This window comes from Microcoleus sp. LEGE 07076 (assembly GCF_015207455.1).
GTDB lineage: Bacteria > Cyanobacteriota > Cyanobacteriia > Cyanobacteriales > Microcoleaceae > Microcoleus.
This window is the reverse complement of record NZ_JADEWV010000038.1, coordinates 15,045-41,003: the sequence shown is the minus strand read 5'-3', so window position 1 is coordinate 41,003 and position 25,959 is coordinate 15,045. Positions and strand designations below refer to the sequence as shown.

The following is a 25,959-nucleotide window of genomic DNA, read 5'->3' as shown; positions in this document are numbered from 1 at the left end:
CATCTCTTTCATTGCTTACTAAAGACGTGACCGGACTCTTTCGAGTCTTTTACGTGAAGGTAGCAGGTGCGAAGCTGCTGGGAATTAGGATTCCCTTTCTAGATGACCAGTTCAGGTCGCGCGAACTTAAGTACAATTATCGAAATTCACGCCATATCTTAAAGTTTGCCAATCAGTTTTTAGAATTTGCCAATAATGCTAGGCATCATGGCCGGCATTTTCCCGAACCAAGCGATCCTAAATATGCTGTTGAAGAAGGTGAGCAAGTGCGCTTACTAGAATACCCTTCATCGGAGTTAGCTTTAGAGTTTTTAGACTCTTTTGATTTGCCAGTAAACTCATCTGGAGAGGGACAGGGTGAAAGGTATTTTCTTCAGCAGTCAGCAAACCAGGTGAAAGTCCTTTGGACTAATCCAGATGGAAACCAACGGAGACTAGAAATTTTAAATGCAGAAAAAGCTAAAGGACGCGAGTTTGAAGCTTGCGTAGCTTTTCGGATATTTGAGAATAATGGGACATCTCAATTAGAAGAGAGTTTTCAATGGTACACATTGCTAACGCGCCCTCGCTCTCGCTTATTAGTGGTAGCAACTACAGAAGAAATAGAGAGAATTGGTAGGAGGTACTTTGAATGTTGCCAAACTATTGATGCTATTGATGCGGAACAAGCTGCTAATTGGATTACTGAATTTGCGAGTGGTGTTGACGTAAGCCTGCTCAAAGATAACCCTCAAGAAACTCAAGAAAAGTTGCTGAAAGGCTGTGACAATGGGCCTCCATACTTAGATACTTATTTTGTTTTAAATTTAGCTAAAGTTGAAAGTGAAAGTCTTTACGAATGGGAGCAAAAAGCAATCAAGAGATTGCAGAAGTATTACAATGATTTGCCAAAGGAATTAGAAAATAATACTGATTGCACTAACTCTTTAAAAGAGGAGTTAAAAAATGTTACGAGTGAGAATATTTCTCTACGCTGTTTGCTGTTACGGGCAATGAACTGTTCTTGGCAAGCAGTTGAGGAAGCGTCTGGTTTTCAACATAGTAATGAGAAGGAATATAAACGTTTAGTAGAAAGTATTGCCAAAGATTTAGAACACAAAAATTTAGTCTATGAAGCAGCGCGAGTCCGTGAGAAAATAGGGAAACCTATACCAAAACATTTTCCTTTTTCTGACAAAATAGCCAATCGTTCTGGCTCTTTGGTATCGTTACTATGTCAGGCTATGCTCGATCGCCCTTTTCCAGATGCGTTAGACAAATAGACTGAAATAATTTATTGTGAAGTGACTGTAATAGAGGTAAGTTTTGAAAATGCAAAATGATTTTGAAATAGCCGGTCAACTCGATCTTCTCTCGAAAAAGATTAGTGAGGGTATCACAGGAGCTAATAAGGTGCTTGAGCAAGTAAGAAAAGTTGAGCTAGATGTATCCAGTGCGGAAAAGGCAAAAGCGGAAATAGCAAAAGTTATTGAGGTAGAGATATCCCGTGCGACAAGTGAATTTGAGCTAGAGATATCCCGTGCGACAAGCGAATTTGAGCTAGAGATATCCCGTGCGACAAGTGAAGTTCAACCAGAGATATCCCGTGCGGAAACAGCGAAAGCAGAAATCGCAAAAGTTATAGAGGTGGGGATATCCCGTGCGAAAAGTGAAGCTCTGACGCAATTAGAAGAAATTCGTGAGCTAACTGAACAGAATGAGAGTACATACAATAAATTTTTGCAAGAAAAACTAGAGTTAAATAAGCTTTATACATTATTTGAGTCTTTAATCAAGGAAATAGGGGGAGCTGCGGGTTTAAAAGAGCTGCGCCGCGAGCTTCAGGAAGGGCGCGAGGTGGCGTTTAAACTTGAGACATATCATCAGCAAGAAAACCAGAAACTGTTGTTAGAAAAAATGGCTCAACAGCAACAGCAATTTATCAGGCAAGGAAAACTGGAGCAAGAAAACCAGAAACTGTTGTTAGAAAAAATGGGTCAACAGCAACAGCAATTGATCGGGGAAGGAAAACTGGCAATTTTGATAGTCTCAGTGTCGGTTTTGTTAATTTCACTGATTAAGTGATAGTAACTGTCGGCATTTTTCCAACAGATATCTAGTAATTAAGATACTTTAGTCCAAAATATTTTACAATAGTTGTGTATTAATTGAGTTTGTATAGGTTAAAGTCGTGGCTATAAAAATTGGTTTGCTAGGTTTGGGTACGGTTGGCGCGGGAACTGCAGAGATTTTGCTCTCCCGAGACGATCGCCATTCGCTGTTGCAGGAATTGGAAATTTATCGGGTGGGAGTGCGCGATATTTCTCGAACTCGGTCTTTACAATTGCCAGAAAATGTGCTGACAACTGACCTAGAGGCGATCGCCACTGACCCGGAAATTGATATTGTAGTAGAACTGATTGGCGGATTGGAACCGGCGCGATCGCTCATTCTGAAAGCTATTGCTAGCGGCAAACACGTCGTCACCGCCAACAAAGCAGTTATCGCCCGCTACGGTAGTGAAATCTTCGATGCGGCCAACGAAAAAGGCGTTTACGTGATGTTAGAAGCTGCTGTGGGCGGTGGCATTCCGGTCATTCAAACCCTCAAACAATCTTTAGGTGCAAACCGCATCAAAACTGTGACGGGCATTGTTAACGGCACAACTAATTACATCCTGACGCGGATGCAGAGTGAAGGTGCAGACTTTGCCGAAGTGCTGGCGGACGCTCAGCAATTAGGTTATGCTGAAGCTGACCCTACGGCGGATGTGGATGGATTGGATGCGGCTGATAAAATTGCTATTTTAGCCTCGCTAGCTTTTGGCGGACGCATCAAATTAGCAGATATTCACTGCGAAGGTATCAGACAAGTTAGTGCGGCTGATATTGACTATGCCGACAAGCTAGGATTTGTGATTAAGTTGTTGGCTATTGCTGAAGAAAAAAGCCAAAGAAAAGAGCAAAACGGGGATGAAGAAGGCGAACTGCTTTCTATTCGGGTGCATCCTACTTTTGTGTCGAAGACTCATCCGCTGGCGAGTGTCAACGGTGTTTACAATGCAATTTTAGTCGAAGGAGAGCCGATCGGGCAATTGATGCTGTACGGGCGCGGTGCGGGGGCGGGCCCCACAGCTAGCGCGGTGGTATCGGATATTTTGAATGTGGCGGCAATCCTGAAAACCGAAACTGTTCCGATTCCCCATCCTTTGCTGAGTTGCTCTCATCAACATTACTGCAAAATTGCTCCAATGCAGGAACTTGTGACTCGCTTTTACGCCCGTTTTTTGACGGGGGATAGTCCGGGGGTAATTGGTAAACTCGGGACTTGTTTTGGCGATCGCAAAGTTAGCTTAGAATCAATTGTGCAAACGGGGATTCACGGCAATTTAGCAGAAATTGTGGTGGTGACTCACGATGTTCGGGAAGGGGATTTTCAGCAAGCGCTTGATGAAATTCGGGCGATGGAAGCAGTCGATAGTATTGCTAGCACGCTGCGAGTTTTGTAATGATTTCACAAGGTTCGATTGTTCGGACTTTAGTCCTTCTTTTTCTGAGGATTAAAGCACAATTAACTAGCCGTAGGGTGCGTCAGTTGGAAAAAAATAAATTTTTGGTAGCAACCTGAAGACTGACGCACCCTACAAACTACTACAATTAACTAGCCGTAGCGTGCGTCAGTTGGAAAAAAATAAATTTTTGGTAGCAACCTGAAGACTGACGCACCCTACAAACTACTACAATTAACTAGCCGTAGGGTGCGTCAGTTGGAAAAAAATAAATTTTTGGTAGCAACCTGAAGACTGACGCACCCTACAAACTACTACAATTAACTAGCCGTAGCGTGCGTCAGTTGGAAAAAACTCAAATTTTTGGTAGCAACCTGAAGACTGACGCACCCTACAAACTGCGAGTTTTGTAAGGATTTCACAAGGTTCGATCGTTCGGACTTTAGTCCGCAAGAAGAAGGACTAAAGTCCGAACAATCGAACCTTTTTTAGATTGTTTTTAGTTTAGTATGGATCGATGAAATTGGATTTTGTAGATCGCCCTACAGGAAGGCACTTGCTAGATTACATCTACGAAAAGTTTGCCAAACCCCAACTGCACGATACTTTCAAACCCACCAATCCCTCAATTTATGTTCGGCACGGAGAGGGGCAAGTTGTTGATGGAAATTATACGGTAGAAAAAGTCTTTGAAGACTCTCGTACTGGTTTTTATGCAGAAAGTCGGCTTCGGGTTTCTGGCAATAATCCGGCGGTGCTGGTGATTCGCGGATACGGTTCGTGGTATCCTTTCGATCGCGTTTTGGAAGATACGCCAGATGTATTTATCGCCAAAGTAGAACGCCAGTTAAAATCGGCGGAAACTTCAGGTGCTATTGATTGGATTAAGCAGCAATTTACCAGCGGAAATCCAGCAGATGTAATCGGAGAAAGTTTGGGCGGCAAAGTTGCTCAGCAAATTGCAGCAAAATACCCGGATTATATTAGCTCCACTGTTACTTTTAATTCTTTGGGCGTTTCGGAAAAGTTAGCTGAAACTTCCACCGCTAAGAATGTTTTTCACTACTTTACTTTAGGCGAAAGGTATGCTTTCTGGGCAAATGAAGGTGATTACATTCCGGGAAAGATTTTTGTGATTTCTGGGAAAGGGAAAAACTGTTGTTATAAAGTAGAAGAGGCGATCGTCCGAACGGCTCATTTTGAACGCAAGTTTCGCAAAAGACGAGTCCTGCTGCTAATATTGGCTCAGTGGCTGTTGTTAAATCGGCATAATGCGATCGTCCTCAACAAGAAAAAGCCGATAGTCGTTGAGATCGATCGCGCGCAACTCCAAATTTTCCGAAAAAGCCGCTTTGTTTAAACTCACACAGAATTGCTTCAGCTAGCAGATGGCTGATTTTCCCGCGCTGCGGCGGCGAGTACGAGACAAAGTGCTGCGATCGCTTTTTCCCATTCTTCCTTAACTGCGGGGGGTTGAACCTCATCGAAGGCGCTAACTAAGCGAGGAATCGATCGATCTAATGCCTGTCTGGGAATTGATTTGTGCAATTCAACTAAACGAGTTAAACTTTCTTCATTGTTCAAAAAACCCACTACCCATTTTGTGGTATGTTCTGGACTATCTGGGACATTTTTAATTCCCAATTCTGTTTGCAACCAATCATAAAAAGCTGGTAGTTTTTGGGATAATACAGTTCTAGCAGTAGGCAAACTTTCTTTAAGCAAAGCAGTATCAAGACTTCCCAAGAGTTGATTGAATTCCGGTAAATCCAGCAAACTGGTTAATGGAAGTGAAAGCAGGGCTTCGGAAGCATCAGGGGATAAATTTAAAGTCCGCGAAAATGTTGGCAACATTGGAAAGTCTCTCAGAAAGATGATGCTTTCACTATGCCAGTAACGCACTGCAATGAATATGAGCTACCTCATATTAGCTGAATAGGTTCGATCGTTCGGACTTTAGTCCTTCTTTGTTGCGGACTAAAGTCCGAACGATCGAACCTATATAGGAAGCTATATTTGAATATTTTAAACAAATTCTCCTTTCGCCACCATCACTACTTTACCTCCCACCAAAACTTCTATTTCTTCATGATTTTTTTGAGCTTTCAACAACAGCAGTGAAGGTCTACCAATTTCATAACCTTGTTCGACTCTCACATCAATTTTTGCTTCCCCGCAATCAGCATATTGTACCAAATATCCAGCCAAACAGCCATTGGCACTCCCCGTCGCCGGATCTTCGGGAATTCCTAAGGAATGGGCGAAAACTCGGACGTTCAAATCATTAATGTCGCTGTAAGTTTCTGGGCAGAATATCAAAATTTCTTTGGCTTCGGTGGTATTAATTAGTTCAAAATATTTATCTAAGTTGACTTGAGCTTTTTTGACGGCTGCGAGGGTTTTTAACGGTACAATGATAAACGGCACTCCCGTAGAAACTTCTTGAATAGGGAATCTAGAATCTATTTCATCTACTTCTAAATTCAGCACGCCTGCGAGAGTTTCGGTTGGCAAAACTTGACCTAATCTTGGCGGGTTTTGTCGCATCCATAAAATATCTGCGAATTCGTTGCGATAATTAAAAGTAACTGGAATTTGACCCACGGCTAAATTGAGAATTACTCGATCGACCTTTTCGCCAATTATCTCTTGCTGCAACACAAACGCAGTCCCCAAAGTCGGATGACCGGCAAACGGCAATTCCTTCTTGGGCGTGAAGATACGCACGTCGTAGCCGTTATTTCGCGGCTCGGGCGATCGAATAAACGTGGTTTCCGAATAATTGATTTCCTTCGCTATCAGTAGCATTTCTGCCTCTGAGAGTTCGGCAACTCCCGCACCACAAAATACAGCTAGCTGATTGCCAGCATATTTTGACTCGGCAAACACGTCAACTATATAAAAATTCATAATTTTCTCCTTTAATCATAGTTTGCAGTCAGGACTTTGGTCATTGCGATCGCTTCGCTTCCCTCGCAATGACTACAAAAATGGTTTGTAGTCAGGATTTTATATTTATTGGTGTCCGCTTAAGACTAAAACCATTTTGATCTCTCGTTTGTAGCCGAGGCCCGATCCCCCTAAATCCCCCTTAAGAAGGGGGACTTTGATAACTTCCAGTCCCCCCTTAAGAATGGCGACTTTGATAACTTCCAGTCCCCCCTTAAGAATGGCGACTTTGAGAAGACTCCAGTCCCCCCCTTCTTAAGGGGGGGCTAGGGGGGATCGGACCGAATCCTCATAACTTGCTACTTCAAACAGCGAATTGCCTGCAACATTCCCCTGGCTTTATTCAGAGTTTCTTCATATTCCATTTCTGGGTTAGAATCAGCCACCAAACCAGCACCGGCTTGCACAGAAACCGAATGTTTATCACCACCTAAAGAACGAACAACCATAGTCCGAATCGCGATCGCACTATTCAACTGTCCCTCAAAATCATAATACCCGTAAACCCCAGAATACGGGCCACGACGGCAACCTTCCAACTCGTGCACAATTTCCATCGCCCGAATCTTCGGAGCACCGCTAACCGTACCCGCAGGAAAACCAGCTTTCAACAAATCCCAAGCCGTTTTATCCTCAGCCAATTCTCCGATTACATTGCTCACAATGTGCATCACATGAGAATAACGCTCAATTCCCATCAATTCATCAACTTTGACAGTACCGCTGCGGCAAACTCTGCCTAAATCATTTCTGCCCAAATCAACTAACATCACGTGTTCCGCAATTTCTTTCGGATCTTGCAGCAATTGAGCCGCCAAAGCATCATCTTCTTGAGGAGTTTGGCCGCGGCGGCGCGTACCCGCAATCGGCCGCAAAGTTGCGATCTTTTTGCCATCAGCAGTATTTTCTGCCTTCACCATAATCTCTGGACTAGAACCGATAATCTGCCAATCTCCGAAATTAAAATAAGCCATGTACGGCGAAGGATTGATCAAGCGCAAAGAACGGTAAAGTGCAAAAGGATCGCCGCTGTATTCAGCCTCCAGCCGCTGGGAAATCACAACCTGAAAAATATCTCCCGCTTTGATATAATCCTTAGCTTTTAAGACATTGGCACAATATTTTTCAGGTGTAATATTGCTGGTGTAAGCCAATTCTGTATTGTCTGTTGTGGGAGGGGCATCTTGTGTGGAACGGGCATCTTGCCCGTTGCCGGGAGGAGTCCATTTTATCAGAGTTGATTGCTGGGAAAGCGGCGATTGCAGCTTGTTGACTAACTGAGAAACACGATCGCACGCTTGGCCGTAAGCATCAGCCAAATCAACGCCAACCTCCCGCAAATCCGCATAAGCCACAGCCCAAATTTTCCGTTTCACCTGGTCAAAAATCAGCAAATTGTCAACCTGCATCCACAACCCATCCGGCAAATCTTTGTCTCCAGCCGGATACACAGGAACTCGCGGTTCTATCCACTTAATTAACTCATAACCCCAAAAACCGAATAACCCGCCAATTCCTGACGGCAACTGTGGCAATTTCACCGGTTTGTAGGGTTCCAAACACTCAGTCAAAACCGCAAACGGATCGCCCGTAAATACTTTTTGGGAACCGTCGCGGTAAACTTGAGTTGTACGATCGCCCCTAGCCTCCAAAATCCACAGCGGATCGCACCCTAAGAAACTATAACGCCCGAGTTTCTCCCCACCTTCCACCGACTCCAGCAAAAAACTGTAAGGTTGACCGGCACACACCCGATACCACGCTGACACCGGCGTATCCAAATCAGCAACCCATTCTTGATACACGGGGACAAAATTGCCTTGTTTCGCCAGTGAAGAGAATTGTGAGAAATCGGGAAACATCATATATATATAACTTAGCTATACAATCAATAAACAAAAGACGGAAACCAGCATCCCTCGGGCGATTGGTACTCGCCAACAGCCATCACCGCCATCGGCTTGACGGCGCGCAGCCCTTGTTGCAAACACCAGCGAAACAAACTTCCATACCTCAGCGGCAAGTGAAAAGCTAGCACTTCATCGGAACTGTACGCAGCAGCCCCCAACAGCAAAACCTGCATATCTGCCTCGGTTTTGGCGGCGCTGTGACCCAAAGTGGACACCGCACAAGTATAAGCCACAATCCGACCTTGCTGGTACGCAACTAACGGACAATAATTATTTAGGGCGTATTCAATGTCGGAAGTTCGATCGCACCCACACAGTTTTTCGCACAAAGCCACACATTCGCCCACATCCTCTCTAGCCATCGGCCGCACCTCAAACCCTGACTGTGGCGGGCTGTGAAACTTCCCCTCCATTAACACGAAAGGTTCCTTCACCTCAAAACCCAGAGAGGCGTAAAGCGACAGCGCAGCCAGATTAAAAGATTCTTGCACCAAACGGATGCCCAGAGCGTCCTGTCCCCGTTCCAGCAAAGCTTTCATGATTTGCCGTCCCGTCCCTTTTCCTTGAAAAGTGCGATCGACACTCACAGGGCCAATCCCGCGAATCGGGTTGCGTTCGTCCATAAAACCGCAGCCGACAACCGCACCGTCACTCTCGGCTACGATGCCAAAAAATGACGGGCTGTCGATCAAAATATCGGTAATTTCTGTGGCAAAATCCAGTGTGGGAAAATCTGTCGGGAACTGATGGCGATCGGAAATACCTTTAAAAGCTTCATAATTAATGCGAGCGCAAACATCGATATCCCGATGAGTTGCTCGCCTGATTACCAGATTCATGGTTAATCTAATTATTAATTTTTATTAAATTTTAATTGTATTTGAAGTTTGCAGTGGCGATTGGGCGATCGAGAAAAAGCTTCTGCCGTCCAAGCGCTACTACAAACTAAAAAATGCAGGCTGAGCTTTTCAGGAAATACTACCCGAAAACAGCTCAGCAATTCGCTAAAAACCTAAACTTCGTAGGTCTTTTTACCGGTAAACTTCACCTTGATCGGATCGGGATTGCTGCCAATATTGCGGTCAATCTTACCGTTGTAAGGACGACCTTCGTTCACCTTCTCGGGGAACACGCCATCCTTGGGATGCAGGTACTCATTAGAACCGTCGGGAAACACGCGGTAAATTTTGTAGTTCGAGATTTTGAATTTCGCCCGCAGTTGCTGGCCGCCCAAAGCGATGCACTGCTCCTTCCGGGGCAGATACAGCAAGTTGTCGCCTTGACGCATAATTGCAGCGCCACCCGTCGGCATTTCAAACACCTGCTCCTTGGGGCTAGTCCAAGTGATAGCATACTTCTCTTCAACTAGCGCCTTGGTCAGCAAGCCGCCGGTGCTGCCGCCGAAGATTGGGGGTTGTCCAGTCAGTTCTTCTGCCATAGATATATCCAAAGGATTTTTAGGGCATCCTATCATCCAGACTGCACGCTGTTCTCGAAATTGTAAGGAAAATTAACAGTTTGTTGGCGATCGATCTTTTCTGATAATTGCTAATTAGTATTTAATAATTGATAATTGGTAACTTTCACCCAACGCCAGAAAACAGAATAAACAAGCAGGAATCAATAAAAAAGCAGCATAAAAAACAGCTTTTCGTTGGGTGGTTGTGGCGCACCTTACCCCCCTAAGTTAAGAACAGGCTCTCCGGCCTGTTCCACAAAATCGACTTCTTCCTTCTTGCTTCGGCTATAAGTCCTAAGTCAAGAACCAATTAGGATCGTAGCCGCGCGGAATTTTACTCAAAGCAGTCCAAGTTTGTCTGTTGACAATCCCCTCAGCCGGAATCCCAAAGCTTTTTTGAAATGCCCCAACAGCAGTCTCCGTCAAACTATAAAATTTGCCGTCAATTTTGCCGTTGTAGTGCTGGGAAACCGTAAGAACTTGCTGAACAGTAGTGACTGCTTCCCCAGAACTGCCGAATCTGAGTACCGGCATATTAACTGGAGAGTTGGTATAAAGCCCCTGCCAAGTCAGCGGCCCGACAATGCCGTCCGGCGACAAAAAAACCCGAAACTGAAACAGCTTCACAGCAAATTCAACTGCTTTGTTAAAAATTCCTGCTTCAGGCTGCCGATAAACCCGCAACTTGGTTAGCAGTTGTTCGAGTTCCAATACCGCTTGACCTTGAGAACCTAATTGCAGTTGCGGATTGTTGGCGATACCTTCGCTATAATTCATCTGAGTTGTAAGTGACATAATCAATTTCGTAACCTCTAGGTTGGAGTATTCTATTTGCAAATAAGTTTTTCCGGGCGAAACATTTGCATTCTCAACTTTTCGCGAATCAACACTGGCGCCTGCTGTGTCTCAACAGATTCGATCGACTTTTACCATCTCAAGACCTATGCACCTTCTGACTTAATTCTCGCAAGCTATCCCTAGCGCCAAACCCTAAATTTTGCCTAAACACTGGGTTTGACATAGCAAGCGCGTCCTGAATCTGCTTCGATACTTTCAATCCTAAAGCCGAACACCGCCCGACCGCATCACCTGTAAGGTCGATCTGATAGGGTGAGGGTTGAGGGTGAGAAGATGGGCGCAGGCGAGGTGGGTTCTGCGCTGAAAACTTTTCTGCGTTAAGTAGCTTTTGGGGTGCGGATACATTAGACTTCATGCAAAAATAGTTAGGATCGACTAGAAGCCATCCCACAAAAATCTTTTTTTCTTGTGGGACCTTGTTCTGAGCATCGTCCCAAAATTTGATTAAAAGCGCGATCGACTTGTAGGGTGCGTCAGACTGGGTTATTGAACGATTATCGAGGATTGGGGTCTGACGCACCCGCTCTTGACTACTTAGTAGGATCGTGAATTAAATAATTTACACATCCCACAAGAACAATAAAAATGGTAAGTTATTTAATTCTCATGCCTGGTGCGTAAGTCGTGAAAAAGAGTTTTTAGGTAAGTAATTTCCCCAGGGTGCATCCAACAGCGAGAGTTTACACGTAAGTAAAGTGTCCAGTTCGTACCCGACAATCAGATTTTTTTATGCAAGTAAACTACGCGCGATCGACTCGTACAAAAACAAAGTATTTCTGCGATTGCTTTCCCAAACTCGCAATTACCCGGTATTTACAGCGTATTCCCTGTAGATGAAGTACACGCTGTCTCCTAGCCTGGTTTCTTTACAGTTATCGCCCCTCAACTGATGGGTGTTCAAAAAACCCGGTTTCACGCGTACTGCATCTACAGGGAATATTCTGTATCTACTCGGTAACTTTTTCTGATTAATTTTTAATGAGCTTAATTCACGGCGATCGGCGCGATGTTGTAATTTTTGATTTTAAGCCTGTAAAATTTACACCGCAGAAACCAAAAATCAAGGGTGTCAATTGCTCAGTCGATCGACTTATAACAAAAACTGTAAATACGTAAGTAGTTTTTAAATTGTGCGATCGATCGCTACATCGCTCAAACCAGCTTGTTGTCTGCTGGGCGATCGCCATTCATCTTCGATCGAGATGTATAATTAGAGAATAGGGACTTGATTGTAAACTAGGAAGGAGCGACTATGCTGACAACTTCAGGAATTTCTGGTTACGACTTACAAGAACTGATTCACCAAGGAACTAACACAGTTATTTACCGAGCAAAATCCACCTCTGAAAAACAGCCCGTCATTCTCAAAATCTTAAATATTGACTGTCCTACAATCGAACAGATTGCCCGTTTCAAACACCAATATCTGATCGCACAACATCTCGATTCTCAGTATATTATCAAAGCTTATCGACTTGATACTTTTCAAGAGCGCTTAGTATTAGTATTAGAAGATATTGGAGGGGTCTCCCTAAAAAAATGGATAAACACCCTAGACTACCGATTAAAATCTGCTGACAACAAAGCAAATAATCCACCAGCGACGGCCACCAATTACCAATTATCTATTCGCAAATTTTTAAGCACAGCCGTGCCTTTGACCAAAGCTTTGATATCTTTGCATCAAAATCAAGTCATTCATAAAGATATTAAACCTGACAACATTATCATAAATCCCCAAACAAAGCAAATAAAAATTGCTGATTTTAGCATCGCTTCGCGGTTAAAAAAAGAACAAACAGACTTAAAAAATCCCGATCGCCTAGAAGGAACCCTAGCATATATGTCGCCCGAACAAACTGGGCGCATGAACCGCGCCGTAGACTACCGCAGCGATTTCTACTCTCTCGGCGTCACCTTTTACGAACTGCTGACAGGACAATTACCGTTTACCAGCAGCGATCCCTTAGAAATAGTACACTGTCACATTGCCAAACAACCCCTTCCCCTGCAGCAATTCAACCCACAAATTCCCCCTGTTTTAATCCAAATAGTGGCAAAACTCATGGCAAAAAATGCCGAAGACAGGTATCAAACAGCCACAGGATTGTTAGCAGATTTAGAACGCTGCCAAAATGAAATCGAAAATTCAGGGACAATTTCCAACTTTCTTCCCGGACAACTGGATACCCTCAGTCAGTTGTCAATCCCTCAGAAACTCTACGGACGAGAAACGCAAATAACACAACTATTGCAAGTGTTCGATAAAGTCAGCAAAGGCAGCGGTCAAATTGTCCTAGTCAGCGGCTATTCCGGCATCGGTAAATCTGTATTCGTGCATGAAATCATCCCCAATATAACACAGCAGCGCGGCTATTTCATTTCGGGTAAATTCGACCAATTTAAGCGCAATGTTCCCTACGCTTCTTTCACTCAAGCTATGGGTAACTTAGTGCAGCAAATTTTGATGGAAAGCCCAACTCAGCTAGCAGAATGGCAAAAAATATTACTCAACGCTTTGCAGAAAAATGCCAAAATTGCGATCGATGCCGTCCCGGAACTAAAGTTGATTTTGGGCGAGCAACCAGACGTACCCGAACTCGGCGCTATTGAATCTCAAAACCGCTTCAACCGAGTCATGCAGCAGTTAGTTCAAGCAATTGCCACTGTTGAACATCCCTTAGTAATGTTTCTTGATGACTGTCAGTGGATGGATGCTGGAACAGTCAATTTGTACAAAAAAAATTGCGTCGAAAAAAACCCTTACTTGCTGCTAATTCTTGCTTATCGAGATAATGAAGTAAGTCCGACGCATCCGTTTATGCTGGCGAACGAGACAATTCGGAAAACTGGAATTAGCCTGACAAGTATTGAGCTTAAGCCCTTAGCAATTGATGATATAACTCGATTAGTTTATGAGACATTGAATAGTTCTGTTCTAAAAGCGACATCTTTGGCTGAATTGCTGCGAGAAAAAACTCACGGCAATCCGTTTTTTGTAAAGCAATTATTGAGATTTTTGCATGAGCAAAAATATCTGACATTTAACCTAGATTCTGCCGAGTGGGAGTGGGACATTCCAAAAATTAAGCAGCAGGATATTTCCGAAAATGTGGTAGATTTAATGGTCAGAAAAATTCAATATTTGTCAGTAGAAACTCAGCAAATTTTACAGTTTGCTGCTTGTATTGATAACCAATTCAGTCTGGATATATTGTCAGTAGCGAGCGAACAATCTTTGAGTAAGACAGCACAAAATTTGTGGGAAGCGCTGGAAGTAGGCTTGATTTTGCCTGTAGGCGATGCCTATCGAGTACCGCAAGTATTTGAGCAGCAGGAATTAAAAAAATTGCCAAAAATAGCTGACAAAGTGCGCTACAAATTCTTGCACGATCGGGTTCAACAAGCCGCTTATGTGATGATTCCTGACTCGCAAAAACAATCCGTGCACTGGAATTTGGGACGTTTGTTGTTGCTTTCTAGCAATGAATCTGAACGTCAAGAACGAATTTTTGATATTGTCAATCATTTGAACTTTGCTCGCGAGTTGATTGTTAAAATTGAAGAAGTTTATGAATTAGCAGAATTAAATTTCCAAGCAGGGAAAACGGCTAAAGCTGCTTCGGGTTTTGAAGATGCGCTTACTTTTTTCAAAGCTGGGTGCGACTGTTTGCCAGTGTCGAGTTGGCAAGATAATTATGCTTTGAGTTTGAAATTATATTTAGAACTGGGTGAAGCGGAATATTTAAATGGCAATAATGATGCAGCTTTAGCAATTTTTGACTGGATTTGGCCGCAAACTCAAACTTTGTTAGAACAGTGTTCGATCGCAGAATTAAAAATAACTTGTCTGCGGATGAAGAATGATTTATCTGCGGCTTATCAGTTAGGGATTGAAACTTTAAATTCTTTGGGGATTGAAATTGAACCGTACCCTGATGATGATTTTCTAGCCCGAGAATTAGCGGAGACGAAGAGGATGATTGGCAGATCGATCGACCGATTGGCAGGTTTACCTGAACTTACCGATTCGCTGCAACTCGTCGCCCACAGGCTTTTGAAAGAACTTTTCCCGATCGCCTATTTTACCAGTCCCAACGCTCAATATCTCTGCGCGATGAAGTTTGTGCAAACGAGCATTCTGTACGGCAATTCCCAATTTTCTGCCTTTGGTTACACTTTGTACGCCTTTACTTTGGTGAATAAATATCGCGAAATAGAGGCTGGCTGCGCCGCCGGGAAACTGTCGCTCAATCTTTACGAACGCTGGGACAATAAAGAGTTAGGTGCTTGTATTTTCCATATGTGGGGGGCTTTAACTTTACATTACATGAAATATATTGATGAGTGCAAGCCTTTTATGCTAAGAGCCTTCACTAGCGGTTTAGAAACAGGTGCTTATCAGTGGTCGGGATATGCTTCGATTAATTATCTGTGGGTCAGCTTTTTTGGCAACGAATCTTTGGCGAAAGCTGCGGAAATTGCTGATAAATTTATTCCCGCGATCTCAAAGGTCGATCGCAATATGTTAGCTTATCACTTGCTGACCAAAAATGCGATCGCCCAACTCACTGCCCCAACAGAAACCGCCCCACAGCCGGAAACCTTCATCGACGAACACCAGCTTTTAGAATTTGCCAGATCCTCTGCCGATCTCACCACGGCTTTTGTAATTTATCTTTACAAGCTCGCCCGGGCTAATTGGTTTGGCGAGGTCGATCGGGCATTAGAATATGCTCTGACAGGCGCGGAATTTTTGAAAGGCGGTGCCGGTCATTTTGTCAATCCGGTTTTTTGTTTCCATCACGCGATCGCTTTAGCTGCTGCTTGTACAAATGCGAGCGATATCGAGTCCAAACTCTACCGCAAACAGCTCAAAATTAGTCTCGACAAGTTTCGAGATTTGGCAGAACATTCCCCAGCAAATTATCTGCACAAATATTCATTAATTCAGGCAGAAATCGCGAGGTTGTCAGGAGACAGCTACACAGCAGCAAAACATTATGATTGGGCGATCGCCTCCGCCCTCAAATATGGCTTCGTCCAAAATGCTGCCCTAGCAAATGAATTAGCTTCCCGATTTTATTTAGCAGAAAATCGTTACAATCTAGCCAAAATATATCTCAATGACGCTCGCTTTTGCTATATCGAGTGGGGTGCAACTGCTAAAGTTCATCAATTAGAACAATCTCATCCAAATTGGTTTAACGCGATCGGCAACGATCAGATAACGATAGCTACAACTGCGAGTACAGCGACTGATGCCAATATTTTTGATTTGAGAACAGTAATCAGAGCCTCCCAGGCTATTTCTAGCGAAATTGTCTTAGAAAAACTGTTAAAAAAACTGCTGAATATTATTTTAGAAAATGCAGGTGCCGAAACCGGGTGTATTCTTTTAGAACGAGACGGGTACTTGTTCGTTGAAGTGTCGGATAGCGACTATCATAATTATGCAAAACTTGAACAATTGCCCCCAGTCAACAATAACAGCCAAGTTCCTCTTGCTATCGTCAATTACGTGGCGAGGACTCAGGAAGCGCTGGTACTAATCGATGCAAGTCAAGAAATACTTTACCAATTTGATAGCTACATTCAAAATTATCAACCGAAGTCGGTTTTGTGCGCGCCAATTATTTATCAAGGCAAGTCGATCGGTATAGTTTATTTAGAAAACAACTTGCTGCCAGGAGCCTTCACTTACGAAGGCTTGAACCTTTTGGAAATGTTAACCGCACAAGCAGCAATTGCCATTGCAAATGCGCGTTCCTACGCGGGGGAACAAGAGAAATCCCACCAGTTAGCTGAATCCCTAGAAAATCTACAAAAATCCCAAATCGAACTCGCCCAAAAAGAAGAAGAGTACCGCACTATTTTTGAGAGCGTAGCAGACGGACTTACCTTAGTAGATTTGGAAACAGGAAAATTTGTGGCAGTCAACCCGGTAGTCTGCGAAATGTACGGTTATTCTGGGGAGGAGTTTTTGAGCTTAAGTTATCTCGCTCTCCAGCACCCAAATTACGTACATCTGTTCGATGAGTTTATCGAAACCATCATTTCGCGCCAGGAATTTTATTGTCAAACTGTGGTGCGGCGAAAAGACGGTACAGAATTCGCTCTCGAAATCAGAGCAAAGTTTTTTGAATACAAAGGGAAACCCCATGCTTTGTCAATTGGTCGCGATATCAGCCAGCGCAAGCAAGCGGAACAAGCTTTAAAAACCTCAGAAGCTCGACTGAGAGAGAAGGCGGAAAATTTAGAAGCGATACTGATCGAACTGCAACAAACTCAAGCACAATTAGTTCAAACTGAAAAAATCTCGCAACTCGGACAACTGGTTGCTGGAGTTGCTCACGAAGTGAACAATCCTATTGGCTTTATTTCAGGGAACTTGCACCACGTTGAAGAATATATTGCTGATTTAATTAATTTGGTGAATCTTTATCAAAAAACTTTTCCCGAACCGGGAGCTGAAATTGAAGAGGAAATTGCAGCCATCGAGTTAGAGTATCTATTAGCTGATTTGCCCAAAACTGCGAAGTCAATGAAGATGGGAATAGATCGCATCCGCGACATTATGCAGTCTCTCCGCAACTATTCGCGCACCGACAGTGTGGAAAAAAAAGCAGTTGACATCCACGAAGGTCTGGAAACTACTTTAATGATTTTGTCTCACCGGCTCAAGGCAAAGCATAACAGACCGGCGATTAAAATTATTAAAAATTACGGTAATTTACCAAAAATAAAATGCCATCCTGGGCAAATTAATCAAGTATTTATGAATTTGATTGCTAATGCGATCGATGCTTTGGAAGAATCCAATGCGGGCAAAACTTACGCAGAAATTGAAAAAAATCCGAATACTATTACAATTTCTACGCTGGATCTTTGCCAGAAACAACCGGAAATCGCCGACAGGATTGTGATTCGGATTGCTGACAACGGGCTGGGAATGGCGGAATCAGTCAGAGAAAAATTGTTTAGGGCATTTTTTACAACGAAAGCAGAAGGCAAAGGTACGGGATTGGGACTGTCTATTTGCTATCAGATAGTGACTGAAAAACATGGGGGAACTTTGGAATGTTTGTCATCGCTAGAATGTGGCACTGAGTTTGCGATTAGTCTGCCGATTTAGGGGAGTCATGAATCATTGGTCATTAGAAATGAGAATTAAATAACTTACCATTTTTATTGTTCTTGTGGGATGGGCTATAGAGCCCATCCCACAATTATGTGTAAATTATTTAATTGGCGATCCTTAGTTATTGGTGATTAGTTATTGGTGATTAGTATCGTGGATTAAATAGGGTTTGGTGATTTAACCAAAAACCTAGATAACTCAATGGATCGAGAGGGATCACAAGTGTAGGAGGTGCAAGGAATAAGCTTTTAAACCATCAAAAGTCAATCACTTTCAACTTTGATTACTGACTATTCTTACCTTCTATAATTCCGACTTCTGACTCCTGACTCCTACCCTTAACGAAAAGACTTTTTCACCAAGCCCTAAATAATTTCCATTTTTCCTGTGGGGTGGGCGAGACGCCCATCCCACAAGAACAATCACCCATTGCAAGATCGGACGTACTGTTTCAACCGCCCGGTCTTCTAAACAATTGGAATAGTAAAATGAAATTCGCTTCCTCGGTCTTTTCCTGGGGAATCTACCCAAATTTTACCGCCCCAGCCGGCAACAATTTGCTTGCAAATTGCTAATCCCAAACCGGTACCGCCGGCGCTGCGCCGCAATGCTCCTTCTTCTTGATAAAATCGATCGAACACTACTTTCAAACTATTGGCCTCGATTCCCCGCCCCGTATCCGCTACGAGCACTTCCACCATCGCAGAACCGTTGAAGAACGCTCGCACTGTGACGCTTCCGGGCGGTGCGGTGAATTTGCAAGCGTTGTCTAGCAGTTTGGACAGTACCTCCACCAACCATTCGCCGTCTGCTTGGACTAATGGCAATTCTGCAGACACTTCGGTGATAATTTCCGGTAACTGCCGATCGAGTCCGCTGCGGGACCGCACGCTGCTGAGGGCAAAGTCAACGCATTCTTGCAGTGTCAGCGATTCTACATTCCATTTAACTCGCCCGCTTTCTAAGTGAGAAAGTGTTAAGAAATCCTGCACCAGTTTCCGCATTCGATCGGCATCGCCTAGGGCTGTTTCTAACATAATTTGTCGCAATTCTTGGGGCATATCTGGCTCCGAGTTCAAACTTTCTAGACAGACTTGAATGGTTGAAAGTGGTGTGCGGAGTTCGTGTCCTGTGATGGCAATTAGATTGCTGCGAGTGCGGTCTAATGCTTCTAATTGTTGGTTGAGTTCTTCTAAGTGAGCGTAGGTTTCGGCTTGAATTAAGGCTGCTCCGAGTTGGGTGGCGATCGCCTCTACGAGAGCAATTTCGTCTTCTTCCCAAGGCGAAGTTGAGCGGCACTGCTGCATTTCCACCATGCCCAACACCCGCCCCTGATAAAGCACCGGCACCATTAACCAAGAGACAATTTGCCAATTTGTGACAATTCTATCCAATAATTTTGTATTGACAATCAGCGAGTTTTGTGATGTGTCTTGGATGTAAACTCGTTCTTGCCGCGCTACCGCGTCGCTCCATATGGGATTTTCTTGTAAAGGCCAAGTCTGATTTAGTAGAGAACTAGTACCCGGACGCAAAAATTCGCGATCGATTTTTGCCGACACATCTGTGGCTTTGCAGCGATAAATCAAACAGCGGCTGGCTGACAAAGCTGTTCCCAGTTCTTGTACTGCGACTTCGACGATTTCTTGCGGGTTGAGAGACTGCCGCATTGCCGTTGTAATTAAGTTTACCAGGCGTTCTTTGCGTTCTTGGGCGGCGATCGCGCTGTATGCTTTCAGAAGTTTGTGCTGGCCTGCTTGCAAGTAGGTTACCAAGCGTTCGGCAAAAGCGTCGCTCAATTTGGGATTGGGAATTTTTGAGTTTTTTGGCGCACTTTTGTCGGGTTTTGCGCCTTTTTCAGCGGCGGATTTCCTCGTTTTTTTCGGTGTTTTGACGAGCTTGTAAGTTGTGCGCGCTCGATCGATCTTTTCGGCCAATTCCGGGCGATATTTGACAATTTTATCGAGCAACAATTCCGCCGCTTTGCTGCTGACCTCGCGATCGAACGTCCAAATTCCCTCAAATCTGCGAGCTTGATCCATCAACACTAGCTCGAGATCGTCCTCGTTTTCCAGAGGCACAATTTTTTCTTGACAAATCAGACAAGTTGAGTAGTGTTGCCCCAGCACCACTAAATGCCACTCTTGGCTTAACCCATCTTCCGGCGCAAACGCCACATTTTCGTGACATTCCGAGGAATTTTCAAACTCAGTTTCCGGTGCTGCGAGCACGTATACCTGAGAAGATCGATCGGCAATTAGCCGGTAGCGGTGAGCTTCCTGGCGGTAGAATCGCTCTCGCTGAAAGCTAGCAATCACTAGCGGTTCGTCGTTGGAGTCCGCCAAAACCAAATCTTCCATCGCGTGAGACAGCGCTGTCATGGAAGATTTGAAATAAATTTGTGCCCGCAGGTGGGGCAAAGCTTGCAGAAGTTCTGTTAGTAGCGAAATAGGGACGATCATCTAGCCTTAAGCGTGCATTTTTGCCGATGACAAAACCGGAGCGATCCACCATAAGTTGAGATCGATCCCTTTCCAGTATCTCTCAAAAGTCGCTACTAATTGGCCGTTAACGACAAACTAACCGCCAATTATTTTTTCAGGGCGATCGCCCGCCAGTATAAATGCTGCGAATGTGATTAAATCAGGCCAGTTCGCCCCCTTCGTCGCTGCCGCCCGGAGATGATTTGTAGAGAGCATCTAATTGTTCGCGGGCGTCTTGCACAGTCAGCGAACGCATCACTAACAGCGGCTCGTTGACAACGTTTCCGTATTCGTCTAAAAGTTCTGGATGAGGTACAGCTTGAGAGCGAGAATAGGATGCGTAGCGATTATTTGCCCTGAATTGTTGAGGGCGCTGCGACTCCATACCTACCGTAACTAGACTGCGGATTAAGTTACCGACTGCCAGAAAAGCCAGAACGGTGAAAGCTAAAATATAAAGCAGATGTAACATGATATTTTCCTCCGGGCTAAACAGCCACACAGCAGTTTACAAATGTGTTTCAGCAAGTAGTAATAACTTATTAACTGGAAATCTGTTTGAACTTGTCAAGCGGCCCGCGACATTTCCTGATGTTTCGGATTTAGCTCTAAGTTTAACTTGAACTCGCTTCCTTATTGTTTAGGAGGAGTTGACTGCCACGAGCGAAATCGCGCCGATACTTGCCAGCATTCGGCGAGCAGTCTGTGCCACGGCATCAGTGCTGCGGTTTCAATTGCAACTTGACCTCCGGTGGCAAGAAATAGAGCTTTAGCCGCGCCTACTTCTTGCTGAGCCTGTTTGACTCGCGCCAGCAAGTCGGATTGATCTTCGTCGCTCAGAAAATGAATTTCCTCAGTTTCTAAGAGTTTGGTCGATCGGTCAAACCAGTAATTGAAATCCTCTAACAGCGGTTCCAGTAGGGATTTGAGCAATTCTGACTCTGGCATATTAGAATCAAGCATGAGTTAAAATTGGGTTATTTATTTATTCTAACCTTAAACGTGCTTTACAATCTGTAACATATTTTTGCACAAAAATTCCAGGATTTAACAAAAATTAGCAAGTTAGTGTCAAGAAATTTAACAGTGTCAGCAGTTATTTTTGAGTCAAAATCCGCAAATTATGTCAAATTAGTTGGCGATTGGGTAGTTAGAAACCGGGTTTTTTCACGCAATATCTCGTTACAGCCCGCAGATTCGGTAAAAAACCCGGTTTCTGAGCCTCGCAATGCCTCCCGGAGTCAACTTGTCACCATCAGCGCCATTGCTGTAATTTCTAGGAGTTAGATTGTAGGGTGCGTCAGCGGGCTGAATGTAACTACCCCAGACTAAAGACTTTGCCCCGCTGACGCACCCTACGGTTAGTTAGCACTCCTGTAACAGTGTCCCCAGCCGTCCGTCAGCGGTTGCAGTCCCAATCTGAGTAAGATAGAAGCAACTGCAACTCTCATTAATTGCTAATTCAGCCGATGTCTAGCTCAGAATCCATGAACGCTCCACAAGAGTCCGTTAAAATTGAGTTGCCCCGTACCAGCGAGTCGGAGGCACTAAAAAAAATTCGCCACACCACATCCCACGTTATGGCGATGGCGGTACAGAAGTTATTTCCCAAGGCCCAAGTAACCATCGGCCCTTGGATTGAAAACGGTTTCTATTATGACTTTGACACTCCCGAACCTTTTACGGAACAGGATTTAAAAGCCATCAAAAAAGAGATGATCAAAATCATCAACCGCAAATTGCCTGTAATTAGGGAAGAAGTCAGCCGCGAGGAAGCCGAACGCAGAATTAAGCAGATTAACGAACCTTACAAATTAGAAATTTTAGAAGGTTTGACCGAACCAATTACTCTGTACCATTTGGGCGACCAATGGTGGGATTTGTGCGCCGGGCCTCACTTGGATAATACCAGTGAATTGAATGCAAGGGCGATCGAGCTAGAAAGTCTCGCCGGCGCATACTGGCGCGGCGACGAAACCAAAGCTCAGCTACAGCGAATTTACGGCACAGCTTGGGAAACACCCGAACAATTGGAAGCCTACAAACACCGCAAAGAAGAAGCCCTAAGACGAGATCACCGCAAACTCGGCAAAGAATTAGGCTTATTTATCTTCGCCGATGCAGTTGGGCCAGGCTTGCCTTTGTGGACACCCAAAGGCACTATTCTGAGAAGTATTTTAGAAGACTTCTTGAAACAAGAACAAATCAAGCGCGGCTACTTGCAAGTTGTGACTCCCCACATCGCCAGAGTCGATTTGTTCAAAATCTCTGGACATTGGCAGAAATACAAAGAAGATATGTTCCCGCTGATGGCAGAAGATGCAGAATCGGCAGCAAACGAACAGGGTTTTGTGATGAAACCCATGAACTGCCCTTTTCACATTCAAATTTACAAAAGCGAATTGCGTTCCTATCGAGAACTGCCGATGCGCTTAGCAGAATTCGGCACAGTTTACCGCTACGAACAATCGGGAGAATTGGGCGGTTTAACCAGAGTGCGCGGCTTTACAGTGGATGATTCCCACTTATTCGTGACACCGGAACAATTGGATGCAGAATTTTTGAGCGTAGTGGATTTAATTCTATCAGTATTCAAGAGCCTGCAACTGAAAAATTTTAAAGCCCGCTTGAGTTTCCGCGATCCAGAAAATTTAGAGAAATATATCGGTTCCGATGAAGCTTGGGAAAAAGCTCAAGGTGCGATTCGCCGCGCGGTGGAAACTTTGGGCATGAATTATTTTGAAGGAATTGGAGAAGCGGCTTTTTACGGGCCGAAACTCGATTTCATTTTCCAAGATGTCTTGGATAGAGAATGGCAATTGGGAACTGTTCAGGTAGATTACAATTTGCCCGAACGTTTTGATTTGGAATACGTTGCTGAAGACGGCACTCGCCAGCGTCCGGTGATGATTCACCGCGCTCCTTTCGGTTCTTTGGAACGCTTGATCGGGATTTTGATCGAACAGTACGCGGGGGATTTCCCGCTGTGGTTAGCGCCGATTCAGGTGCGATTGTTGCCTGTCAGCGCCGAGTTTTTGCCGTTTGCTAAGGAAGTGGCGGCGAAGATGCGGGCGCTGAATATTCGCGCTGAAGCTGATGAGAATAGCGAGCGTTTGGGTAAGTTGATTCGCAATGCTGAAAAGGATAAAATTCCGGTGATGGGTGTTGTGGGTGCGAAGGAGGTTGAGGCGAATAGTTTGAATATTCGGACTCGGGCTGCTGGGGAGTTGGGGGCGATTTCGGTTGATGAAGTGATTGGGAGGTTGCAGGGGGCTATTAGCAGTTACGGCGATTTTTAGGGGAGTTTTTTAACCGCAGATGCACGGGGATTAACGCAGATGATAGTTTGATATTGTCTGCGTTTTTCTAATCTGTTTGCTAAAATGATAGTAATCAACGGGAGGTACGATTATGCCTAATCCTTTTCCGGGGATGAATCCCTATTTAGAACATCCTGACTTTTGGCCAGAAGTTCATCACTTGCTGATTAGTGCGATTAAAGAGTCACTAACTCCGCAATTACACCCAAAATACCGCGTCGCTATTGAAAAGCGAATTTATGAAATTCCAGGTGAAACTTCTCTATTGGTAGGGATTCCTGATGTCTCTATCCAACAGAAACGCTATCGAACAAATCCAGTATCATCTAATGTTGCTGTCGCTTCCCGAACTGTGGAACCTCTAAAAGTTAGAATCCCAGTGTCGGAAGAATTTCGGGAAGGATATTTAGAAGTAATCGACATGGCAACAAAGGAAGTTGTTACCGTTATTGAAGTGCTTTCACCTGCAAATAAACGCCGAGGGGAAGGTCGAGAAAAGTATGGCAGTAAGCGCAAGAAAATATTTGATAGCGGTACCCATTTAGTCGAAATAGACTTGTTGCGAGGTGGGGAACCTTTGCCAGTTTTGGGAGATTTCCATGAAAGCGACTGTCGCGTTTTAGTCAGTCGCAGCAATCAACGTCCGATCGCAGATTTATACTTATTCAACCTTCTCAATCCAATTCCTGCATTTCCCTTGCCTTTACGTCCAGAAGATGTAGAGCCTGTTTTGGATTTACAGGCGCTGATTAATCAAGTATACGATCGCGCCGCCTATGATTTTAGAATAGATTATACGACAGAACCCGTTCCTGCGCTGTCGGAACCGGATGCTGCTTGGGCGGATGCTTGGTTGCGGGAGAGGGAATTGAGGGGATGATAACAGTGGCTGGACGCATCAAAATCAAAGAAACCGGGTTTTTTGCGGTTTTTGCGGGCTGTAACGAAGTCTTGGAACAAAAACCCGGTTTCAGGCTACCCCTTCACAAGTCCTAAGTAGGTAAATTAACAGAAGTTAAATCAATGCCTAATCCATTTCCGGGGATGAATCCTTATTTAGAAAGTCCTGACTTTTGGCCAGAAGTACATAATCGGTTGATAGTGGCGATCGCAGATGCTTTGGTTCCGCAAGTGGTGCCAAAATATCGAGTGGCGATTGAAAAGCGCATTTATGAACTCAAGGGAGAACAATCTCTGTTAGTCGGGATGCCTGCTGATATATCTATCCTGTGCAATCCCGTTTCCCGAAATCCAAGTACATCGAATGTGGCTGTCGCTACACGAACTACTGAACCTTTGAAAATCAGATTGGCGATGTCTGAGGAGGTGAGAGAAGGGTATTTGGAGGTGATAGATATGGCAACTAAGGAAGTTGTGACGGTGATTGAAGTTCTTTCACCTGCTAATAAACGTCCGGGAAAAGGGCGCGAAATGTATGAGGAAAAGCGGGATAAGATATTCGGAAGTCGCACTAATTTTGTGGAGATTGATTTGTTGTGGGGTTGGGAACCTCTCCCGGTTTTGGACAATGATATTGCAGCTCATTATCGGGTTTTGGTGAGTCGGAGCAATCAAAGACCTGGGGCGGATTTATACGTTTTTAATCTACAGGATGCGATTCCTTGTTTTCCTTTGCCTTTGCGCGAAGGCGATGTGGAACCAATTGTAGATTTGCAGGCGCTGTTGAATACAGTGTACGATCGCGCCGCCTATGACATTACTCTCGATTATACGGCCCAGTTAATGCCTGCGCTGTCCGAACCCGATGCTGTTTGGGCCGATTCTGGCGTTGCGGGAAACCAGCCTCCTGCCGTCTGAAACCTAAAAAATTCTACACAAAACGTTACATTTTTGTTACCATCGTGGCGAGTCTGTCCTCAGCAGTCGCCCTTTTAACTTTCAAAACTAACCGTTATGGATCAACCTTCCTCAGTAACTCCCGCCTCCGAAGAGCTCGCCGCCGAAACTCCGACAGCGCCGACAAACAATGCGCCTCCACCGAGTTATGTCAAGCTGGCGATGCGGAATATGGTTCGCAAGCGGGCGACTTCTCTGTTTCATTTTGCTTTGACGGCGGCTGGACTTTTGGGCGTACTCGTCGGTTTGGCTTTTGTCGATCGATATTTCAACTCTTAGTTATTGTAGAGTGCGTCAGGTGAGAAGGTGGCGGTACTGTCTCGGCGATTGCCAAAGCTAACGCTAAAAAGTCGCCACGACAGAAATACCTGTCCCCGAGTGTTCGCTATTTTTGATCTTTCTCAATCACAGGTTAAGCTGATTGTGTTCCCGATCGGTTGCAATCTTCGACAGATTATTGTAATCTGCCTGCTAAAAGCAAGAAGTCGATTAGCC

18 protein-coding genes are annotated in these 25,959 nt (G+C 44.4%); 9 read left to right on the top strand and 9 right to left on the bottom strand.

The features are described 5' to 3' along the window. The 4 genes from IQ270_RS09120 to IQ270_RS09105 form a co-directional block, all read left to right on the top strand. The coding region (locus IQ270_RS09120; RefSeq protein ID WP_228056196.1) for a hypothetical protein at positions 1–1,262 on the top strand (1,262 nt) is incomplete at its 5' end. Positions 1,263–1,311: 49 nt separating this feature from the next. Further along, positions 1,312–2,064, top strand: coding sequence for a hypothetical protein (locus IQ270_RS09115; RefSeq protein ID WP_193972897.1), 753 nt, complete (start codon positions 1,312–1,314; stop codon positions 2,062–2,064). 106 nt (positions 2,065–2,170) lie between these two features. Then, positions 2,171–3,487 carry a homoserine dehydrogenase gene (locus IQ270_RS09110; RefSeq protein ID WP_193972896.1) on the top strand — a complete coding sequence of 439 codons (1,317 nt, stop codon included), beginning with the start codon at positions 2,171–2,173 and terminating at the stop codon, positions 3,485–3,487. 517 nt (positions 3,488–4,004) lie between these two features. Next, positions 4,005–4,847 (top strand): alpha/beta fold hydrolase, encoded by an 843-nt coding sequence (locus IQ270_RS09105; RefSeq protein ID WP_193972895.1) that lies wholly within the window; start codon positions 4,005–4,007, stop codon positions 4,845–4,847. A gap of 17 nt (positions 4,848–4,864) precedes the next feature. Here IQ270_RS09105 and IQ270_RS09100 read toward each other — a convergent pair whose 3' ends face one another. From IQ270_RS09100 to IQ270_RS09075, 6 genes are all read right to left on the bottom strand, one after another. Next, on the bottom strand, positions 4,865–5,341 hold the full coding sequence (locus IQ270_RS09100; protein ID WP_193972894.1) for a hypothetical protein: 477 nt from the start codon (positions 5,339–5,341) through the stop codon (positions 4,865–4,867). 171 nt (positions 5,342–5,512) lie between these two features. Continuing rightward, positions 5,513–6,397, bottom strand: coding sequence for a PhzF family phenazine biosynthesis protein (locus IQ270_RS09095; RefSeq protein WP_193972893.1), 885 nt, complete (start codon positions 6,395–6,397; stop codon positions 5,513–5,515). 338 nt (positions 6,398–6,735) lie between these two features. Then, positions 6,736–8,301 (bottom strand): anthranilate synthase component I family protein, encoded by a 1,566-nt coding sequence (locus IQ270_RS09090; RefSeq protein WP_193972892.1) that lies wholly within the window; start codon positions 8,299–8,301, stop codon positions 6,736–6,738. A 23-nt stretch (positions 8,302–8,324) separates the two neighbouring features. Then, positions 8,325–9,185, bottom strand: coding sequence for a GNAT family N-acetyltransferase (locus IQ270_RS09085; RefSeq protein WP_193972891.1), 861 nt, complete (start codon positions 9,183–9,185; stop codon positions 8,325–8,327). Positions 9,186–9,358: 173 nt separating this feature from the next. Then, entirely contained in the window at positions 9,359–9,784 is a 426-nt protein-coding gene (locus IQ270_RS09080; protein ID WP_193972902.1) for a photosystem I reaction center subunit II PsaD, read from the bottom strand. Between the two features lie 315 nt (positions 9,785–10,099). After that, on the bottom strand, positions 10,100–10,600 hold the full coding sequence (locus IQ270_RS09075; protein ID WP_193972890.1) for a peptidoglycan-binding protein: 501 nt from the start codon (positions 10,598–10,600) through the stop codon (positions 10,100–10,102). A 1,315-nt stretch (positions 10,601–11,915) separates the two neighbouring features. On the opposite strand from IQ270_RS09075, the gene IQ270_RS09070 reads away from it, so the two are divergent. Next, complete coding sequence (locus tag IQ270_RS09070; protein ID WP_193972889.1) at positions 11,916–17,798, top strand: AAA family ATPase; 5,883 nt, start codon at positions 11,916–11,918, stop codon at positions 17,796–17,798. Between the two features lie 473 nt (positions 17,799–18,271). On the opposite strand, the gene IQ270_RS09065 is transcribed toward IQ270_RS09070, so the two are convergent. From IQ270_RS09065 to IQ270_RS09055, 3 genes are all read right to left on the bottom strand, one after another. Further along, positions 18,272–20,266, bottom strand: coding sequence for a DICT sensory domain-containing protein (locus IQ270_RS09065; RefSeq protein ID WP_193972888.1), 1,995 nt, complete (start codon positions 20,264–20,266; stop codon positions 18,272–18,274). Positions 20,267–20,447: 181 nt separating this feature from the next. Beyond that, the gene (locus tag IQ270_RS09060) at positions 20,448–20,759 is read right to left on the bottom strand and encodes a DUF2973 domain-containing protein (protein ID WP_193972887.1); all 312 of its coding nucleotides are present in this window, start codon (positions 20,757–20,759) and stop codon (positions 20,448–20,450) included. A 161-nt stretch (positions 20,760–20,920) separates the two neighbouring features. Beyond that, positions 20,921–21,250 (bottom strand): DUF2605 domain-containing protein, encoded by a 330-nt coding sequence (locus IQ270_RS09055; RefSeq protein ID WP_193972886.1) that lies wholly within the window; start codon positions 21,248–21,250, stop codon positions 20,921–20,923. Between the two features lie 506 nt (positions 21,251–21,756). On the opposite strand from IQ270_RS09055, the gene thrS reads away from it, so the two are divergent. From thrS to IQ270_RS09035, 4 genes are all read left to right on the top strand, one after another. Beyond that, the gene (thrS, locus tag IQ270_RS09050; protein WP_193972885.1) at positions 21,757–23,586 is read left to right on the top strand and encodes a threonine--tRNA ligase; all 1,830 of its coding nucleotides are present in this window, start codon (positions 21,757–21,759) and stop codon (positions 23,584–23,586) included. A gap of 112 nt (positions 23,587–23,698) precedes the next feature. Next, positions 23,699–24,487, top strand: coding sequence for a DUF4058 family protein (locus tag IQ270_RS09045; protein ID WP_193972884.1), 789 nt, complete (start codon positions 23,699–23,701; stop codon positions 24,485–24,487). Positions 24,488–24,630: 143 nt separating this feature from the next. Further along, a complete protein-coding gene (locus IQ270_RS09040) occupies positions 24,631–25,425 on the top strand; it encodes a DUF4058 family protein (protein WP_193972883.1) in 795 nt (264 codons plus the stop codon). Between the two features lie 96 nt (positions 25,426–25,521). After that, positions 25,522–25,743, top strand: coding sequence for a DUF3285 domain-containing protein (locus IQ270_RS09035; RefSeq protein ID WP_193972882.1), 222 nt, complete (start codon positions 25,522–25,524; stop codon positions 25,741–25,743). Positions 25,744–25,959 lie beyond the last annotated feature (216 nt).

What these genes read in the sequence shown, in the direction of transcription:
- IQ270_RS09115 (WP_193972897.1), top strand. Translation starts at nt 1,312, where the DNA reads ATGCAAAATGATTTTGAAATAGCCGGTCAACTCGATCTTCTCTCGAAA.
- IQ270_RS09105 (WP_193972895.1), top strand. Translation starts at nt 4,005, where the DNA reads ATGAAATTGGATTTTGTAGATCGCCCTACAGGAAGGCACTTGCTAGAT.
- IQ270_RS09100 (WP_193972894.1), bottom strand. Translation starts at nt 5,341, where the DNA reads ATGTTGCCAACATTTTCGCGGACTTTAAATTTATCCCCTGATGCTTCC.
- IQ270_RS09095 (WP_193972893.1), bottom strand. Translation starts at nt 6,397, where the DNA reads ATGAATTTTTATATAGTTGACGTGTTTGCCGAGTCAAAATATGCTGGC.
- IQ270_RS09090 (WP_193972892.1), bottom strand. Translation starts at nt 8,301, where the DNA reads ATGATGTTTCCCGATTTCTCACAATTCTCTTCACTGGCGAAACAAGGC.
- IQ270_RS09085 (WP_193972891.1), bottom strand. Translation starts at nt 9,185, where the DNA reads ATGAATCTGGTAATCAGGCGAGCAACTCATCGGGATATCGATGTTTGC.
- IQ270_RS09080 (WP_193972902.1), bottom strand. Translation starts at nt 9,784, where the DNA reads ATGGCAGAAGAACTGACTGGACAACCCCCAATCTTCGGCGGCAGCACC.
- IQ270_RS09075 (WP_193972890.1), bottom strand. Translation starts at nt 10,600, where the DNA reads ATGTCACTTACAACTCAGATGAATTATAGCGAAGGTATCGCCAACAAT.
- IQ270_RS09070 (WP_193972889.1), top strand. Translation starts at nt 11,916, where the DNA reads ATGCTGACAACTTCAGGAATTTCTGGTTACGACTTACAAGAACTGATT.
- IQ270_RS09065 (WP_193972888.1), bottom strand. Translation starts at nt 20,266, where the DNA reads ATGATCGTCCCTATTTCGCTACTAACAGAACTTCTGCAAGCTTTGCCC.
- IQ270_RS09060 (WP_193972887.1), bottom strand. Translation starts at nt 20,759, where the DNA reads ATGTTACATCTGCTTTATATTTTAGCTTTCACCGTTCTGGCTTTTCTG.
- IQ270_RS09055 (WP_193972886.1), bottom strand. Translation starts at nt 21,250, where the DNA reads ATGCTTGATTCTAATATGCCAGAGTCAGAATTGCTCAAATCCCTACTG.
- thrS (WP_193972885.1), top strand. Translation starts at nt 21,757, where the DNA reads ATGTCTAGCTCAGAATCCATGAACGCTCCACAAGAGTCCGTTAAAATT.
- IQ270_RS09045 (WP_193972884.1), top strand. Translation starts at nt 23,699, where the DNA reads ATGCCTAATCCTTTTCCGGGGATGAATCCCTATTTAGAACATCCTGAC.
- IQ270_RS09040 (WP_193972883.1), top strand. Translation starts at nt 24,631, where the DNA reads ATGCCTAATCCATTTCCGGGGATGAATCCTTATTTAGAAAGTCCTGAC.
- IQ270_RS09035 (WP_193972882.1), top strand. Translation starts at nt 25,522, where the DNA reads ATGGATCAACCTTCCTCAGTAACTCCCGCCTCCGAAGAGCTCGCCGCC.